This is a genomic window from Lysinibacillus sp. 38-6 (assembly GCF_046245175.1).
In the GTDB taxonomy this organism is placed as follows: Bacteria; Bacillota; Bacilli; order Bacillales_A; family Planococcaceae; genus Lysinibacillus.
This window is the reverse complement of the sequence record NZ_CP176417.1, coordinates 3,541,074-3,558,884: the sequence shown is the minus strand read 5'-3', so window position 1 is coordinate 3,558,884 and position 17,811 is coordinate 3,541,074. Positions and strand designations below refer to the sequence as shown.

The window sequence follows — 17,811 nt, the reverse complement described above, 5'->3', positions numbered from 1 at the left end:
CTTCAAAACTGAACAGCAAAAACGTAATCATTGTTTCGTTCTAAACGAAACATTCCGTTAAAATCCTTAGAAAGGAGGTGATCCAGCCGCACCTTCCGATACGGCTACCTTGTTACGACTTCACCCCAATCATCTATCCCACCTTCGGCGGCTGGCTCCAAAAGGTTACCTCACCGACTTCGGGTGTTACAAACTCTCGTGGTGTGACGGGCGGTGTGTACAAGGCCCGGGAACGTATTCACCGCGGCATGCTGATCCGCGATTACTAGCGATTCCGACTTCATGTAGGCGAGTTGCAGCCTACAATCCGAACTGAGAACGACTTTATCGGATTAGCTCCCTCTCGCGAGTTGGCAACCGTTTGTATCGTCCATTGTAGCACGTGTGTAGCCCAGGTCATAAGGGGCATGATGATTTGACGTCATCCCCACCTTCCTCCGGTTTGTCACCGGCAGTCACCTTAGAGTGCCCAACCAAATGATGGCAACTAAGATCAAGGGTTGCGCTCGTTGCGGGACTTAACCCAACATCTCACGACACGAGCTGACGACAACCATGCACCACCTGTCACCGTTGTCCCCGAAGGGAAAACCATATCTCTACAGTGGTCAACGGGATGTCAAGACCTGGTAAGGTTCTTCGCGTTGCTTCGAATTAAACCACATGCTCCACCGCTTGTGCGGGCCCCCGTCAATTCCTTTGAGTTTCAGTCTTGCGACCGTACTCCCCAGGCGGAGTGCTTAATGCGTTAGCTGCAGCACTAAGGGGCGGAAACCCCCTAACACTTAGCACTCATCGTTTACGGCGTGGACTACCAGGGTATCTAATCCTGTTTGCTCCCCACGCTTTCGCGCCTCAGTGTCAGTTACAGACCAGATAGTCGCCTTCGCCACTGGTGTTCCTCCAAATCTCTACGCATTTCACCGCTACACTTGGAATTCCACTATCCTCTTCTGCACTCAAGTCTCCCAGTTTCCAATGACCCTCCACGGTTGAGCCGTGGGCTTTCACATCAGACTTAAGAAACCACCTGCGCGCGCTTTACGCCCAATAATTCCGGACAACGCTTGCCACCTACGTATTACCGCGGCTGCTGGCACGTAGTTAGCCGTGGCTTTCTAATAAGGTACCGTCAAGGTACAGCCAGTTACTACTGTACTTGTTCTTCCCTTACAACAGAGTTTTACGAACCGAAATCCTTCTTCACTCACGCGGCGTTGCTCCATCAGGCTTTCGCCCATTGTGGAAGATTCCCTACTGCTGCCTCCCGTAGGAGTCTGGGCCGTGTCTCAGTCCCAGTGTGGCCGATCACCCTCTCAGGTCGGCTACGCATCGTCGCCTTGGTGAGCCGTTACCTCACCAACTAGCTAATGCGCCGCGGGCCCATCCTATAGCGACAGCCGAAACCGTCTTTCAGTGTTTCACCATGAAGTAAAACAGATTATTCGGTATTAGCCCCGGTTTCCCGGAGTTATCCCAAACTATAGGGTAGGTTGCCCACGTGTTACTCACCCGTCCGCCGCTAACATCAAAGGAGCAAGCTCCTTCTCTGTCCGCTCGACTTGCATGTATTAGGCACGCCGCCAGCGTTCGTCCTGAGCCAGGATCAAACTCTCCATAAAAGAAATTTGATTAGCTCAAATTGTTTTGCTGGCATCAATTTTGATGTCCAAAATTTTTGTTTCATTCACTAACGTAAGTTAGCTTCAGAAACTATATTGATTACGTTTTGCTTGTTCAGTTTTCAAGGTTCATTTTGTCACCGTTTGTTTTCAGCGACTTTTATATAATAACATTTTCGATATTCGTTGTCAACAACTTTTTTAAAAAGTTTTTTCTTCTTTCAGAAGCGACAACTTTTATATCTTACCACTTTATCATGTTGGTGTCAACACTTTTTTGTGATGTTATTATTTATATTTCAGTATTTCATGTTGTGTCGTCTTAGCGACAAGTAATAATTTATCATGTTTCAACAACCTATGCAAGTGTTTTTCTATAAAAAATATCATTTTATAATAAAAAATTTGCTAGCAAACTATTAAAGTAAGCTTATCTTAGAATAAAACTATGAAAAACTTCCTATTTAATAGTTTTTATTATTTTTATTGTTTATTACTTTTATTTACGTATGACTATATTTGAGTTTACTAGTTAATTTTAAGAATAAATCCTTCATAAATGGACTCTTATAAAATACAAATCTCATCATTTCAACACTTTACACATTTCAATTTCCTTCTACTAAAGTCAATCACAAGAGACGTACTTAACAAAAATAATTATTTTCTTTCCGCTGTAGCTTAGCTAAACCTACAGCGGAAAGCAGTAAACTTATGCAAAGAATAAATATTTTTAAAACGGAAAGAAAAATGGAACTGCAAGCATCATCACAATAAACATAACAATTTGTAGCGGTACACCAATCTTAACAAAATCCATAAATTTATAACCACCCGCTGTCATAACTAACGCATTCGTTGGTGAGGCAATCGGTGTGGCAAACGCCATACTTGCCGCAACCGCTACTCCAATCATAAAAGTTGTAGGATTCGCATTCATAGCAATCGCCGCATTCATGGCAATCGGCGCAAACAGAACTGCAGTTGCCGTATTACTAATAAATTGACCAAAAATTACGGTTAACACATAGATGCCAATCAGCACACCATAAGGGCCGTAGCTTCCGAGCGCATCAATAATGCCATTCGATAAAATAACCATGCCACCTGTTTTCTCTAAAGCTGTCGCCATTGGAAGCATCGCCGCCACGAGCACTATACTTTCAAAATTCATATTGTTATAGGCATCTTCCATATTCCGCAAACAGCCAGTTAATATCATTAATACGGCTCCTATCATGACTGAAATAACGGCTGGGAAAACCTCAAAGGCCATTAGCCCTATCATCAACAACATGATCGCACCAGCAATACCAGCCTTTCCCGTAGCTGCCGCAACACTCGCATGCTCCTTCGGCTGACCAACTACAACAACATCCTGCGTTTCTTTGGCAAGCACTAAGATTTCATCCCATGCGCCCTGTACTAAAATAGCATCCCCGAATTTCAGCTTATGTGTCACCATATCCTGCAATTTATAGCTACCTCTATAGTTAATACCAATAATGTTGAGATTGTACTTTTCACGGAATCCAAGCGAGCTGACCGTTTCATTAATAAAACTAGAGTTTGGTGTTAATAGTACTTCCGCAATGCCAAGATGTTTTGTTACTAATTCATCTGCTTCATTCTCTGTTAATTCCTGCATCACTAAGCTGTAATCTTTAGCCAAACATGCAATATTCTCTTCCTCCCCTTGTACGTAAAGCTCATCTAAAGCGTGAATAACACTTTTTGGCCCAGCCATTTCTTGATATGTCATCGGGAGTAAGTTAATACCGTCTTGTGATTTACGATGAATTTTCATCATACAGAGGGCGTATTTTGCAGGAAGCTTCAATTCCGCTAGTGATGTGCCAATAATCGGAGAGTCTTCCGGCACAAATACTTTAAACAGCCGATTGTTTAAGTCATATTGCTTAACAATTTTCTTCGGTGACAGTTTATACCCAGTCGAGGTTTGGGTTTTATTTTTATCACGCGGCAGCAATATATTGCGCACAAGGACCAAATATAAAATACCCGCAATCATACCAACGATACCAATAGGTGTCACCTCAAAAAAGCCCAGTTTCGCATAACCACGCTCGACCAATAGCTGACTAACTATTAAATTTGGCGGTGAAGCAATTAATGTCATTAAACCCGATAAACTCGCGACATAAGAAAGAGGTAGTAAAAACTTTGAAGGACTTTCCTTCATACTGATTGCAATACTAACAACAATCGGCATCATCAAGGCAACGGTTCCAGTATTACTCATAAAAGCGCCGACTGAACCAACAATAATGAGCAATAATACAAATAACTTAAGCTCACTATTCCCTGACCACTTTAATAATAGTTGTCCAGCCATTGCCGCTAGCCCGGTACGCAAAATACCCGCACCTACAACAAAAAGCCCAGCAATCATGAGCACAACCGAGTTTGAAAAGCCTGCTAAAGCCTCAGTAGGTGTTAAAATATTGGTTATAACAAATGCGAGGAGTGATACAATCGCAACAAAATCCGCACGCAATCGATTTGTCATAAATGCAATAATCGTCATTCCTAAAATAAGAAATGTTAATGTAAGTTGCACCGTAAACATTCCCTTCTAACTATAATCACAACTACATTCTATACGAAAAAAAGCATAAATAACGGATTTCTCCCTATTTATGCTTAATCTGTAATATTTAATTTGTAAATCATTCCATAATCGCAAAAGGATAGACAGCAGGGTATGTGATCTATTACAAAAGAATACTATCACGTACTACTACGCGCCCACTTTTAATAACTGTATGCGTATGGTTCATGCCATAAAAATATTGTAGTTGCTTATAATTAGCAACATCCAATAGAACGATGTCCGCTTGTTTCCCCGCTTCAAGCGTACCGATTTCATGGCCTCTGTTCAGTGCATATGCAGCATTAATTGTCGTAGCCGTTAACACTTCTTCCAATGTCATCCCCATATGCATACAAGCTAAATTCATAATAAACGGCAAACTCATTGTTGGCGATGAGCCTGGATTGAAGTCTGTTGATATTGCAACAGGTACCCCTTCATCAATCATTAGACGCCCTCTCGCAAATGGCGCACGTAAGAAGAAGGCAGTTCCAGGTAGCAACACTGCAATCGTACCAGCTTTAGCCATACTTTGAATCCCTTCATCTGAGGCTACTAACAAGTGCTCTGCTGAGATTGCGCCCACTTCAGCTGCTAACTCCGCGCCATTATAAGGCTCTATTTCATCAGCGTGGATTTTCGGCGTTAGCCCAAGTGCTTTGCCCGCCTCTAAAATACGTCTAGATTGCGCTGGAGTAAATACGCCTTTTTCACAAAACACATCATTAAATTCCGCAAGCTTTAGTTCCGCCACTTTTGGCAACATCTCACGAATGACAACATCGACAAATTCATCTTCATGCCCTTTATATTCACGTGGTACTGCATGCGCGCCCATAAAAGTACTGACAACGTCTACAGCATGTGTGTCTTGTAGCTTTTTGGCTACCTCCAATTGTTTCTTTTCCGTTTCCCAATCAAGACCATAGCCTGATTTCGCTTCAACAGTTGTCACACCATGCTTTAAAAAAACATCTAAATGCTGCATCGTTTTTTCATACAAAGCATCAAAGCTCGTTTCTCGCGTTCGCTTTGTTGTGGCATGAATACCGCCACCTGCATTCATAATGTCCATATAAGTGGAACCGTTCAGTCGCATATTAAATTCTTGCTCGCGCGTTCCTCCATGCACTAAATGGGTATGACAGTCCACTAGCCCTGGCATGACAATCTTTCCAGTAGCATCAATGACCTTTGCTACATCAACTAAGCTAGGGAACTCTTGCGCTAATTGCTCATAAGTGCCAACAGCAACGATACGTTCTCCTTCTATTAACACACTGCCTTTTTCGATTACTGCAATGTCACGCATCTGTTCCTTTATCCGAGGCCCTTGCACTGCATTTTTCAACGTAATCACTTCATTGGCATTTTTAATTAAAATGGTCACTTCGCATCATCCTTCAACATTGGCATATGAACACCCTTGTTCTTGGCAGTATGAATGGCGATTTCATAGCCTGCATCTGCATGGCGCACAATGCCCATTCCTGGATCTGAAATTAAGACGCGTGCAATCTTCTCAGCTGCTAGCGCCGAGCCATCCGCTACTAACACTTGACCGGCATGCTGTGAATAGCCCATCCCTACACCGCCACCATGATGAACACTTACCCAACTTGCTCCACCCGCCGTATTGACTAGCGCATTTAAAATCGGCCAATCCGATACAGCATCTGAACCATCTAGCATTCCTTCAGTTTCCCGATTTGGCGATGCCACAGAGCCAGAATCTAAATGATCTCGACCAAAAACAATTGGTGCAGATAACTCACCACTTGCTACCATTTCATTAACCTTCAATGCAAAGCGATGTCGATCGCCATAGCCTAACCAACAAATACGTGCAGGTAGCCCTTGCCATTTCACCATTTTTTGCGCCATATCAATCCAATTGACAAGACCTTCATCCTCTGCAAACATTACTTTCGCTAATGCATCTGTTTTATAAATATCTTCAGGGTTCCCAGAAAGCGCAGCCCAACGGAATGGCCCTTTGCCCTCACAGAATAATGGGCGAATATAAGCTGGAACAAAGCCCGGGAAGTCAAATGCATTTGTCACACCCATCTCTTTCGCATAAGCACGGATATTATTACCGTAATCAAATACTTCGGCACCTGCCTGTTGAAATTCAAGCATTGTACGAACATGTTCCGCCATCGTTTCTTTTGCCTTTTGCTCATATGTTTTAACGTCATTTTTACGTAGTTCTAGTGCTTCTTCAAACGTCATTCCGTTCGGCACATAGCCATTAATCGGGTCATGTGCCGATGTTTGGTCTGTTACAAAATCCGGAATAATGCCTCGATTCAGCAACTCCCGATTCACGTCCGCACAGTTGCCAACAAGACCAATAGACGCAGGCTCCTTTTGAGCACGCAATTGATTGACTAGCGCAATTGCCTCATCTACTGTCTCAACAAGATAATCACAGTAGCCCTCTTTTATTTTACGTTCAATACGTGCACGCTCCACCTCAACGACTAAAATAACTGCGCCAGCCATTTTGCCAGCTAAAGGCTGCGCACCACTCATGCCGCCCATACCGCCAGTAAGAATAAATTTCCCACGCAAATCCGCACTACCGAACACTTTTTTCCCAGCCTCAACAAACGATAAATACGTTCCTTGTAAAATGCCTTGCGCGCCAATATATATCCAACTACCCGCCGTCATTTGACCATACATCATTAAATCGCGGTCCTCTAGCTCATAGAAATGCTCCCAATTCGACCATGCAGGCACTAAGTTGGAATTGGCAATTAACACGCGCGGTGCATGTTCGTGTGTACGAAATACAGCTACAGGCTTACCTGATTGAATAAGAAGTGTTTCATCATTCTCTAATTGTTTTAACGAAGCTATGATCTGCTCGTAGCTTTGCCAATTCCGCGCCGCTTTTCCTATTCCTCCGTAAACGATAAGCTCATCAGGATTTTCCGCTACTTCAGGATCTAAATTGTTCATTAACATACGCATTGCCGCTTCCTGTGTCCAGCCTTTACAAGAAAGTTCAGTTCCTCTTGGTGCACGAATCGTTGTTGGTGTTTTCATAGTGCCATCCCCTTTGCTTTTATTTCGCTAACTCTACTAACTCATCACTTGCCAATAAGTACTTCGCTAACGCTTCAATTTCATCCCCGATAGGTTGATCTGCTAATAAAGGCGGACAAAATTCACGCACTTTTTCTAAATACATTTTCGTAGTAGGCGATAGTTGTGCCTCCGCCTTATCTAAGTGAATCGCTTGTGAAGCACAAATCATTTCTATAGCAATTACCCGTGCGGCATTATGGACGATTTGTCGCACTTGTCGAGCAGATGTTGTCCCCATGCTGACATGGTCTTCTTGATTGCCCGATGTTGGAATCGAATCGACACTTGAAGGATGTGCCAGCACCTTATTTTCAGAAACTATCGAGGCTGCTGTATATTGCGCTATCATAAGTCCACATTCAAGGCCTGGATTTGTTGCTAAAAATGGTGGTAAACCGTCATTTAGTTGCGGATTAACCATGCGCTCAGTACGTCGTTCTGAAATATTCGCCCATTCACTAACCCCAACTTTTAAAAAGTCCATCGCTAATGCAATTGGTTGGCCATGGAAATGCCCACCCGATATCACTTCTCCATTTTCTAAAACAATCGGATTGTCTGTTGTCGCATTCATTTCAACTTGCACACGCTGCTCAGCATAGAAAAATGATTGCCATGATGCGCCATGAACTTGTGGAATACAGCGCAGTGAATACGCATCTTGCATCCGAACTTCCCCCTGCTTAGTGACACGCTTACTACCGTCAAGCCACTTACGAATACGCCCACCAACAAGCTCTAATTCAGGATGTGGTCGTACAGCTAAAAGTGCAGCATCAAAGGCATTCGTAATACCTTTTAACGCTTCTAACGACAGACTCGCCGCCATATCTGCAGCAAGCCCAATACGTTCTGCCTCGTTCAATGTCAACACGCCAAGCCCTGTCATTGCTTGTGTACCATTGACGAGTGCTAAACCTTCTTTCGCTTGTAGTCTTACAGGTGTTAAGCCCGCTTTTTGCAACGCGGCATTACCCGCCATAAGTTCCCCGTTGAACTCCGCTTTCCCTTCACCTACAAGCACTAATGCTAAATGTGATAATGGCGCTAAATCGCCACTTGCCCCAACTGAACCTTGCGACGGTACGATTGGATGGACACCTTTATTAATGCAGTCTAGTAATAGTTGCAATGTTTCTTGTCGAATGCCTGAAAAGCCGCGTGCTAAAGCATTGGCACGTAAAATCATCATGGCACGCACTACGTCAGTCGGAAATGGCTCGCCAACACCTGTTGCATCTGAGCGCAATAAATTTAACTGTAATAACTCAATATCTGATTCTTCAATTTGTATGTGACTGAGCTTGCCAAATCCTGTATTAACACCATAGATTACTTGCCCCTCAGCTAAGCGTTTTTCAATCCGTTCTCTACTCAATTGAACACGTTCCGTACTTTCAGCAGATAGTACAACCGTTGCCTGACCTTTTACAATTTTTTCAATTTGTTGTCTTGTTAACGTATTACCATCTAATTCAATGATTTTTTGCATACGATATCCCCCTATTCCTAACAGCTTATGTAAAGTACAGTGTGAAAAAATAGAATTTCTCTATATCCATTGTACAAACTACCTTTTTCAGAAAATATAGAATTTTAAAAGAGAAAACAGGAATTATTTCAGTTTTTTATGTTATTTTTAATAATATAATCGTATTTTTTTACGAAACTAGAATATTTTAAGAAGGACTGATTGCATGCGACTATTATTCATTGATCGAGATCAAACTGAACTTTCAGGTATTCGTTGGTTTTTACATACATACTTCCCTGGAGATTTATCAATTGAGATGTGTACGTCTATTTCCGAAGCTGCTCAAAGCATCCAGCGATTTTCGCCAGAAGTCATTTTATTAAATATTGATTTGCTGTCTAGTAATCGCTTAACTGCTCTGTACGGACTTTTACAAAAGTATGCCGGCAAAATACTGGCGATCACGACAGAGCCACTATTTAAAAATGCATTAAAAGCAATTGACTTACAGGTCGTACATCTTTTTGTAAAACCTATTGATTTAGAAGTATTGAAGCAAAAGCTCTCTGCTATTTCACTGCATACACCTGAACTGCAAAAAGCTAGTAATGATGCTAAAGACGAATCTTTTTACTATCAATTATTTTTAGAAAGTACGACCAATACGTCCGCAACAGACATTCAATTTACGATGATTGAACCGGAGCATGCTGAATCATTACATAAACTGTACTTATGGCTGCAACAAACGCCCATTTTTTATCAAATGAGCATTTATCCATTAGCCGATACAATTATTTGCCTATTTCAAACAAGCGATTTAAAAATTATTGAAAAAGATATTCGCACATTATTAAAAGAATGGCAGATAACGAATAGCGGAGGTTTGAATATCAGTATTTACGATGGCCCACCTACGACTTTAAAAGAAATGTTTGCTGTAACAAAGCGTGCACTGCTGCAAAGTTTTTATGAAGGCTTCGGGCATATTTTTTATGCGACTAAACAATATCAAACACAGCCTCTAGACCCTTTACTCACACCAGAAGAACAGCAACTACTTATCAATAGCTTAGAGGAAGGTAATGTTGATGCAGTAAAGGCGTTCTTATATCGCCTCTCAAATGGCGGAATTTATTACGAGCAAGATGATTTACGCATTCATCTAACAAGCGTCTTAGCGCAAATCCGTCGCTTTATGTTGAAATATAAACTGCACGAAAAAGCCGCTATCGAACAGAACTACCGTCAGCTTTTTCACTTAATTATTGAACATCCTATACTCTATACAATTCTTAACGGCATTATTGTATTCACCCAAAGACTTATAGATTTAGCTCGCGAGGCGCGCATGGAGAAAAAAGCAGACTATGTTGAATTAGCTATAGAAATAATTGATCATCACTATCACAACAGTGAATTATCCTTACCTTTTATCGCCCACAAATTAGGGATTAGTGCGAATTATTTAAGTACGATATTTTCAAAGAAGCAAGGACAGCCATTAAAACGCTATTTACAACAGGTTCGTATTCAAAGTTCGACCAAAATGTTAATCGAAACAGATTTTGCTGTGAGCGAAATCGCGCTGTTGAATGGCTTTGAAGACCCTAATTATTTCAGTAAATTATTTAAACGACTAATAGGTACTACACCTAATCGTTATCGCAAAGGTTGGAAAATATAAGGAGGTATTGTAGCAAAGTAATTTTCAATTAGACACCCTTATTTTCAATATGATTATAAAAATGAACAATTCATCACGAATGAATTCAAGTTTATACCTATATAATAGTGAATCAACATTTCCTTCGAAATGACCGTAAAAACTATGAAAACAGTGAAAATATTTTAAAAAACTATGTCTATTTGTTGAAAACCGCGCATATATTTATACTTTATATCTTGCTAGATAAATTCTTTAACGATAATTATTATAATGTACTAGAAATTCTATTTTATTTTTGTTATAGTTATAGCGAGGAGTTTGACTCACAATATTTTTCAGGAGGTAAACTAATATGACAAACGCAAATGATCGTAGCCGTCGTTTTACAACAGCAGGTGGTGCTCCAGTAGTAAGCAACCACGACTCTATGTCAGCAGGTCCTCGTGGTCCACTTTTACTTCAAGATGTATGGTTAGTTGAAAAATTAGCAAACTTCAACCGTGAAGTTATTCCTGAGCGTCGTATGCACGCAAAAGGTTCTGGCGCATTCGGCACATTCACTGTAACGCATGATATTTCTCAATATACGAAAGCAAAAATCTTCTCTGAAATCGGTAAGCAAACGCCAATGTTCGCTCGTTTCTCAACTGTAGCGGGAGAACGCGGTGCTGCAGATGCAGAGCGCGATATTCGTGGTTTCGCGCTGAAATTCTATACTGAAGAAGGTAACTGGGACTTAGTTGGTAACAACACACCTGTATTCTTCTTCCGCGATCCGTTACACTTTACAGATTTAAACCATGTTGTAAAGCGTGACCCACGTACAAATATGAAAAACGCAAATTCTAACTGGGACTTCTGGACGCTATTACCAGAAGCATTACACCAAATCACAATTGTAATGTCTGACCGTGGTATTCCAACTGGTTACCGTAATATGCATGGTTTCGGCTCACATACGTACAGCTTTATCAATGCTCAAAATGAGCGCGTATGGGTGAAATTCCACTTCCGCACAGAGCAAGGCATTAAAAATTTAACTGGTGAAGAAGCAGCTGAAATTATCGGTAAAGACCGTGAATCTTCACAACGTGACTTGTACGAAGCAATCGAAAGAGGCGATTTCCCGAAATGGAAAATGTACATTCAAGTTATGACAGAAGAACAAGCGCGTGAATTACCTTATAACCCATTCGATTTAACAAAAGTTTGGTATAAAAAAGATTTCCCACTAATTCCAGTTGGCGAATTCGAGTTAAATAAAAACCCTGATAACTACTTTGCAGAAGTAGAACAATCATCGTTTGCACCATCTAACATTGTGCCTGGTATCAGCTACTCTCCAGACAAAATGTTACAAGCTCGTATTTTTGCATACGCAGATGCAGCTCGCTATCGCTTAGGCGTAAACCACCACATGCTGCCTGTTAACGCACCAAAATGCCCATTCCGTTCGTTCCACCGCGATGGCGCTATGCGCTTTGATGGCAACCTTGGTTCTACATTAAGCTATGAACCAAACAGCTATGGTGAATGGGAGCACAACCTAGACTACAAAGAGCCACCATTACGCATTGATGGTCATGCTGATATTCACGACTTCCGTGAAGATGACAATAACTACTTCGAGCAACCAGGTAAGTTATTCCGTCTATTATCTGCAGAAGAGCAACAACGCTTATTCGAAAATACAGCAAATGATATGGCTTCTGTTGAGGAATTCATTAAACGTCGTCACATCTTACACTGCTACCTAGCTGACCCTGCATATGGTGAAGGTGTTGCAAAAGCAATGGGTCTGTCATTAGAAGGCATGGATCTGTCAAACCCATACGTTAAGAAACAACAAGAAGTAAAACAAGTAGCAAATATTTAATATTCCACTCTATTGATATCCAATTATACTTGTCATTATCGGCAAGTAGACAAAAGGTAGCGAGAATTTATTTCTCGATGCCTTTTGTCATTTTTTCTTCGTTTTTTTCTAGTCCCAACGAAATATCCAAATAAGGTTTATAACAAATGGAAGACTATCTTACATTTTTCAATCTTCCTTCTTCTAAAGCTTTATCATCCGTCTCTACAAACCAAACGATCCATTTCCTACTCAGTTGATTGGAGCTAAGTTCTACCACTCTTACTAAGGCCTCTCCCCCCATTCACTGACAAGGTAATATACAGTGGAATTCTCCAAATAGGTGATATTTACAACATTTATCTTTATACATTCCACACATTTGTTTTGTTTGTAATCGCATTATGCCCATGATAGTGACCACTACTACAAAACCTAGAATGGAGGAAAGTAAATGTCGATTCGAAAGAAGCTTTATATTGGCTTTGGAACAATAATTCTTTTATTACTAACGATCTCCTCAATAGCGTACTATCAACTAAATCATATCGATAAATTGAATCATGACTTATTTGAAAACCGTGTAAATAAGCTTATCCAAATCGATAAGATTCTTAGTGCTTCTGCTTTGCAAGGAAGCCATCTGCGCTCCTATATTCTTGAACCAAATGAGGAAACAAGTATAAAGCTCGAGGAACAAGAAAAGATTATTCAAACTAAGTTGGCTGAGTTAGACAAGCTATTCACTAGTGAAACGACGCGACAACAAATGCAAATAATCAAAACAAATCAAGCGATCTTTGAAAGGGCAGCATTAGAGATTATCAATACATACAATCCGAATGATTTGCAATCTGCCATCGATATTCTTAGAACAACGGCACGTCCTGCAAGTGAAGCAATTCAACAAGCAGTCCATGATATAGCAGTTTATGAAGAGGAACAAATCCAAATGGCTCGAGCGAAATCGTCACGAGTGGAGGATTTTAGCTCATTTATCATCCTAGTCCTCGCTGCCTTTTCCACACTTCTTTCCTTTACCATCGCATTCCTCATGACTCGGGCTATTACAATTCCAGTCAAAAAACTAGCTACTGCAGCGAATAGCATTGCTACCGGAGATTTACGTCAGGAAGATGTGAAAGTAAAGACAAAAGATGAGATTCGAACGTTAGCTGATTCATTTAATGTAATGAAAACGAACTTGCACTCCCTAATTGATAATGTTGCAACAAATGTAGCGCACACAACATCTAGCTCCGAAGAACTGTCTGCAAGCACAGACGAAGTTTCGCAAGTTGCGAACGATATTGCCACACGTATCGCAATAATGGCGGAGGATGGTAAGCAAGCCGTAGCAACTGGACAGCAAACCTCTATGTCCATGGACGAAACAGCACGTGGTGTACAACGTATCGCTGAAGCCACACAAACCCTGCATGCAAAGGCGCTTAATACACAAACTGTTGCTAATGAAGGGGAAAAGATGTTGCAGACGACTGAAAATCAGATAATGGTCATTCAGCAATCATCACAAAAAACAAACGAACTCATTAAACAGTTAAGTGCACAATCGGCAGAAATTGAACATATTACGAGAGTCATAACTGATATTACCGATCAAACTAACCTACTGGCCCTTAATGCAACTATCGAAGCAGTCCGCGCTGGTGAACATGGGCAAGGCTTTGCTGTTGTTGCTGATGAAGTACGTAAACTAGCTGAAGAATCCAAACGATCAGCTAATCAAATCATTCATTTAATTACTCATATTCAGCAAAATACAGTGGAAGTCGAAAAAGCGGTAACTGTTACAGTGCACAACATTGATGAAGGTGTTTCTTACATTCAACATGCACAAACCGCCTTTCTTAACATTAAGAGTGCAATCGAAGGGATGGCATCGGAAATTCAAGACGTTTCCGCATCTACCCAACAAATTTCTGCTAGTACTGAAGCGGTCGCCACTTCAGTTAATGAAATGTCCGTTACGGCAAAAAGTGTAGCGGAGCAATCTACATGGATGGCTGATTCCATAAAAGAACAAGCAGCAACCATTCAAGAAACAAATGCTGTCGCAAAATCATTAAGTGATGGCGCAACGACGCTTCAAGAGGAGATACACAAATTTAAAGTCTAATAAGGTGGGAACAAATTTCCACTACCTAAAATTCCCGAAGTTGTTGTCTGCTATTGCAGACGCTTTTTGCACAAGCACAGGTAGCCCTCTTCTAGATTTCATCTATATAAAGACAGCAAAAAAGTGTTAGATTGACTGCCGTCAATCTAACACTTTTGCTACGCCTTCACTATCCACTCTTATTTTTTATCACTGATACAATCGGCTACCAGCATTTTTAAATTCTTGCGCCTTTTCCTGCATCCCTTGGTGAATCGCTTCCGTCGTAGTTAAATCTTTTTCTTTAGCATAATTACGAATATCTTGAGAAATTCTCATACTGCAAAACTTAGGACCGCACATTGAGCAGAAATGGGCGGTTTTTGCACCTTCTGCCGGCAATGTTTCATCGTGGTATTCTACAGCACGCTCAGGATCTAGCGATAAATTGAATTGATCGCGCCAGCGGAACTCAAAACGCGCCTTCGACAGCGCATCATCTCGCTGCTGTGCTCCTGGATGCCCCTTCGCCAAATCAGCTGCATGCGCTGCTATTTTATAAGTAATGACCCCCACACGAACATCCTCTCGATTTGGTAACCCTAAATGCTCTTTCGGTGTTACGTAGCACAACATCGCTGTGCCAAACCAACCTATCATTGCCGCACCAATGGCAGATGTAATATGATCATAACCTGGCGCAATATCTGTAGTAAGCGGCCCTAGTGTATAAAACGGTGCTTCTTTACACACTTCTAATTGCTTGTCCATATTTTCTTTAATGAGATGCATTGGTACGTGTCCTGGTCCTTCTACCATTACTTGTACATCATGCTGCCAGGCAATTTGCGTTAACTCTCCTAGCGTTTCCAGCTCTGCAAACTGTGCCTCGTCATTGGCATCTGCGATGGAGCCAGGACGTAAACCATCCCCTAACGAAAAAGCAACATCATATGTTTTCATAATTTCACAAATTTCTTCAAAGTGCGTATATAAGAAATTTTCTTGATGATGGAATAGACACCACTGTGCCATGATGGAGCCTCCTCGCGACACAATGCCTGTAACGCGCTTCGCTGTTAATGGTACATAACGCAGTAAGACACCCGCATGAATTGTAAAGTAATCAACCCCTTGCTCAGCTTGTTCGATTAACGTATCACGATACACTTCCCACGTTAAATCTTCTGCTACGCCATTGACCTTTTCAAGTGCTTGATAAATCGGCACTGTTCCTACAGGCACAGCGGCATTACGAATAATCCATTCACGCGTTGTATGAATATGCTTACCAGTAGATAAATCCATAATATTATCCGCACCCCACCGCGTCGCCCACGTCATTTTTTCCACTTCCTCGGCGATGGAGGAAGTGACAGCCGAATTACCGATATTGGCGTTGATTTTTACATGGAAGTTACGACCGATTATCATCGGCTCAGCCTCTGGGTGATTAATATTCGATGGCATTATGGCACGTCCTGCGGCAATTTCCGCACGTACAAATTCTGGCTTAACATGTTCACGAATCGCCACAAACTCCATTTCCGGGGTAATAATCCCTTGCCTTGCATAATGCAGTTGGGTCACATTGCGGCCCTTTTTCGCACGTAAAGGCTTGCGAGAAAGCTGTGGAAAAACATTTTCATACATACGTGGATCATCTGCTTTGCGGAAACCATTATCTTCAGGCTTTATAGTGCGTCCCTCATATTCCTCTACATCCCCGCGTTCTTTAATCCACGCACTACGTAGAGCCGGTAAACCTTTCGTAATATCGACTGTATACGTTGGATCGGTATAAGGGCCACTCGTATCGTAAACGCGAACAGGTGCATTATCTTCTTCTCCAAAGCTACCAGTTGTCGGGCTTAACATAATTTCACGCATCGGTACTAAAATATCTGGGCGTGTTCCTTCTACATATACTTTTTTACTGCCATCAAAGCTCGCCATAATGTGCATGTTTTTTTCGCTAATTGTTGTCATTCACTATTCCGCTCCCTTTTTTAGTATTTTTTACAAGGACCGAATCTAGCTCACGCCAATAAGCAGTATTACAAACAAAAAGCCGAATCCAAAAGTAATTGGATCCGGCTGTACATGTAAGGTTTATTTATCGCACAATTCAATAGTTCAAGGAGTGCGATGTTCATTAACTTTCCCACGCTGGTATGAGCCAGATCAGGTCCAAAGGGTCAAGAAACCTCCATGCGTTTCCCTCTCAGCCCGACTCATCGGACTCCCCTAGTTAAGCTATTCAGTTTGATGCTAGTGTAACAGATAATGCTAATAGATGGAAGTCCATTATGTAAAGAGTATTTCCGCTATATAAATTACTACAGTGACGGTAATACAGCTAACGATTGTTGAAAATAGCACGGTTTGTGCAGCCGTTGCCGACTCGATATCATATTCTAGCGCTAAACTAGAACTATTGCGCGACGTCGGAAAGGCACTTGCAATAAAGAGTGATTGCGCCACTACACCGTCTAAGCCAAGCACAAAAATAATAAGCAATGCTACAGCTGGACCAACAACAAGACGCGTAATACAGCTGACAAAGACCGTTTTATTGAACATTGATTTGATTTCAAGCTGTGATAGTTGTGCGCCGAGTGTAATAAGTGCTACGGCAATAAAACCATCCGCCACGTGGTCAATTGGAATACGGATAAATTGCGGAATGCCGATATGAAAAAAATTCATGGCCCCGCCGATTATGAGGGCATGGATAATCGGCATTTTTAGGAAGTCCTTCATAATCGCCATCCCTGATTTAGTGGAAGAGATTAAGTTATATAAACCATATGTATAAGTCGTCATATTTTGAAAAATAACGAGAAGTACTTGGATTGCTACCCCTATTGGCTGTGCCGCGAAAATCATTTGCGCTACCGGAATGCCATAGTTTCCAGAGTTGATGAGGACCACACTATTTTTAAATACTGCCGTCTCCGTTTTCGCTAGCCCAAGTGCCTTTGCTAAAAAGTGACTAAGTACCATTTGACTCCCGATAAAGAGCACAATAAATAATGCCACTTCGCCAAGCACTGCTAACTCCACAGTCGTTTCATATAAATTAACAAATACCGCTGCCGGCATAAAACAATACGTAATGAGCTGAGACAACGCTTTTAAATTAAAACAAAATTTCTTTTGCAAAAATGCACCAAGTACAAGCAACACCAAAATAGGCGCAACAATCTTAAAAAAAATCATACCAAGATACATCATGGAGGCGACCCCCTTTCATCTCTTTCTATAGTAAAACTGTTCGTGAAACCGGTCAATGCTCCCTTATAACACCTCATCTAAAACAGCTTTACATAAAAAAGACTGTCCAATTAATGGACAGT

Annotated in this window: 9 protein-coding genes, 1 rRNA gene and 1 riboswitch; of the genes, 3 read left to right on the top strand and 7 right to left on the bottom strand. The window is 41.4% G+C overall.

Features of this window, described 5'->3' with window-relative positions; all coding sequences use genetic code 11:
* Nucleotides 1-70 precede the first annotated feature (70 nt).
* From ACKVEV_RS18070 to hutH, 5 genes are all read right to left on the bottom strand, one after another.
* Nucleotides 71-1,622: ribosomal RNA gene (locus ACKVEV_RS18070) — 16S ribosomal RNA — on the bottom strand.
* Nucleotides 1,623-2,355: 733 nt separating this feature from the next.
* On the bottom strand, nucleotides 2,356-4,212 hold the full coding sequence (locus tag ACKVEV_RS18065; protein ID WP_409367621.1) for an SLC13 family permease: 1,857 nt from the start codon (nucleotides 4,210-4,212) through the stop codon (nucleotides 2,356-2,358).
* A 145-nt stretch (nucleotides 4,213-4,357) separates the two neighbouring features.
* Nucleotides 4,358-5,626, bottom strand: a complete 1,269-nt coding sequence (gene hutI, locus ACKVEV_RS18060) for an imidazolonepropionase (protein ID WP_409367620.1) — start codon at nucleotides 5,624-5,626, stop codon at nucleotides 4,358-4,360.
* A complete protein-coding gene (gene hutU / locus ACKVEV_RS18055) occupies nucleotides 5,623-7,293 on the bottom strand; it encodes a urocanate hydratase (RefSeq protein ID WP_409367619.1) in 1,671 nt (556 codons plus the stop codon). Before hutU ends, hutI begins: the two co-directional genes overlap by 4 nt.
* A 19-nt stretch (nucleotides 7,294-7,312) precedes the next feature.
* Nucleotides 7,313-8,827 carry a histidine ammonia-lyase gene (gene hutH, locus ACKVEV_RS18050; RefSeq protein WP_409367618.1) on the bottom strand — a complete coding sequence of 505 codons (1,515 nt, stop codon included), beginning with the start codon at nucleotides 8,825-8,827 and terminating at the stop codon, nucleotides 7,313-7,315.
* A 205-nt stretch (nucleotides 8,828-9,032) separates the two neighbouring features.
* On the opposite strand from hutH, the gene ACKVEV_RS18045 reads away from it, so the two are divergent.
* The 3 genes from ACKVEV_RS18045 (at nucleotide 9,033) to ACKVEV_RS18035 (ending at nucleotide 14,473) form a co-directional block, all read left to right on the top strand.
* The gene (locus tag ACKVEV_RS18045; protein ID WP_409367617.1) at nucleotides 9,033-10,496 is read left to right on the top strand and encodes a helix-turn-helix domain-containing protein; all 1,464 of its coding nucleotides are present in this window, start codon (nucleotides 9,033-9,035) and stop codon (nucleotides 10,494-10,496) included.
* A 334-nt stretch (nucleotides 10,497-10,830) separates the two neighbouring features.
* A complete protein-coding gene (locus ACKVEV_RS18040) occupies nucleotides 10,831-12,354 on the top strand; it encodes a catalase (RefSeq protein ID WP_409367616.1) in 1,524 nt (507 codons plus the stop codon).
* 433 nt (nucleotides 12,355-12,787) lie between these two features.
* Entirely contained in the window at nucleotides 12,788-14,473 is a 1,686-nt protein-coding gene (locus ACKVEV_RS18035) for a methyl-accepting chemotaxis protein (RefSeq protein ID WP_409367615.1), read from the top strand.
* A gap of 189 nt (nucleotides 14,474-14,662) precedes the next feature.
* Here the strand turns inward: ACKVEV_RS18035 and thiC are convergent, their stop codons facing one another.
* Entirely contained in the window at nucleotides 14,663-16,441 is a 1,779-nt protein-coding gene (gene thiC / locus ACKVEV_RS18030) for a phosphomethylpyrimidine synthase ThiC (RefSeq protein WP_409367614.1), read from the bottom strand.
* Nucleotides 16,442-16,596: 155 nt separating this feature from the next.
* A riboswitch (TPP riboswitch) is annotated at nucleotides 16,597-16,711 on the bottom strand.
* Between the two features lie 48 nt (nucleotides 16,712-16,759).
* A complete protein-coding gene (locus tag ACKVEV_RS18025) occupies nucleotides 16,760-17,689 on the bottom strand; it encodes an AEC family transporter (RefSeq protein ID WP_409367613.1) in 930 nt (309 codons plus the stop codon).
* Nucleotides 17,690-17,811 lie beyond the last annotated feature (122 nt).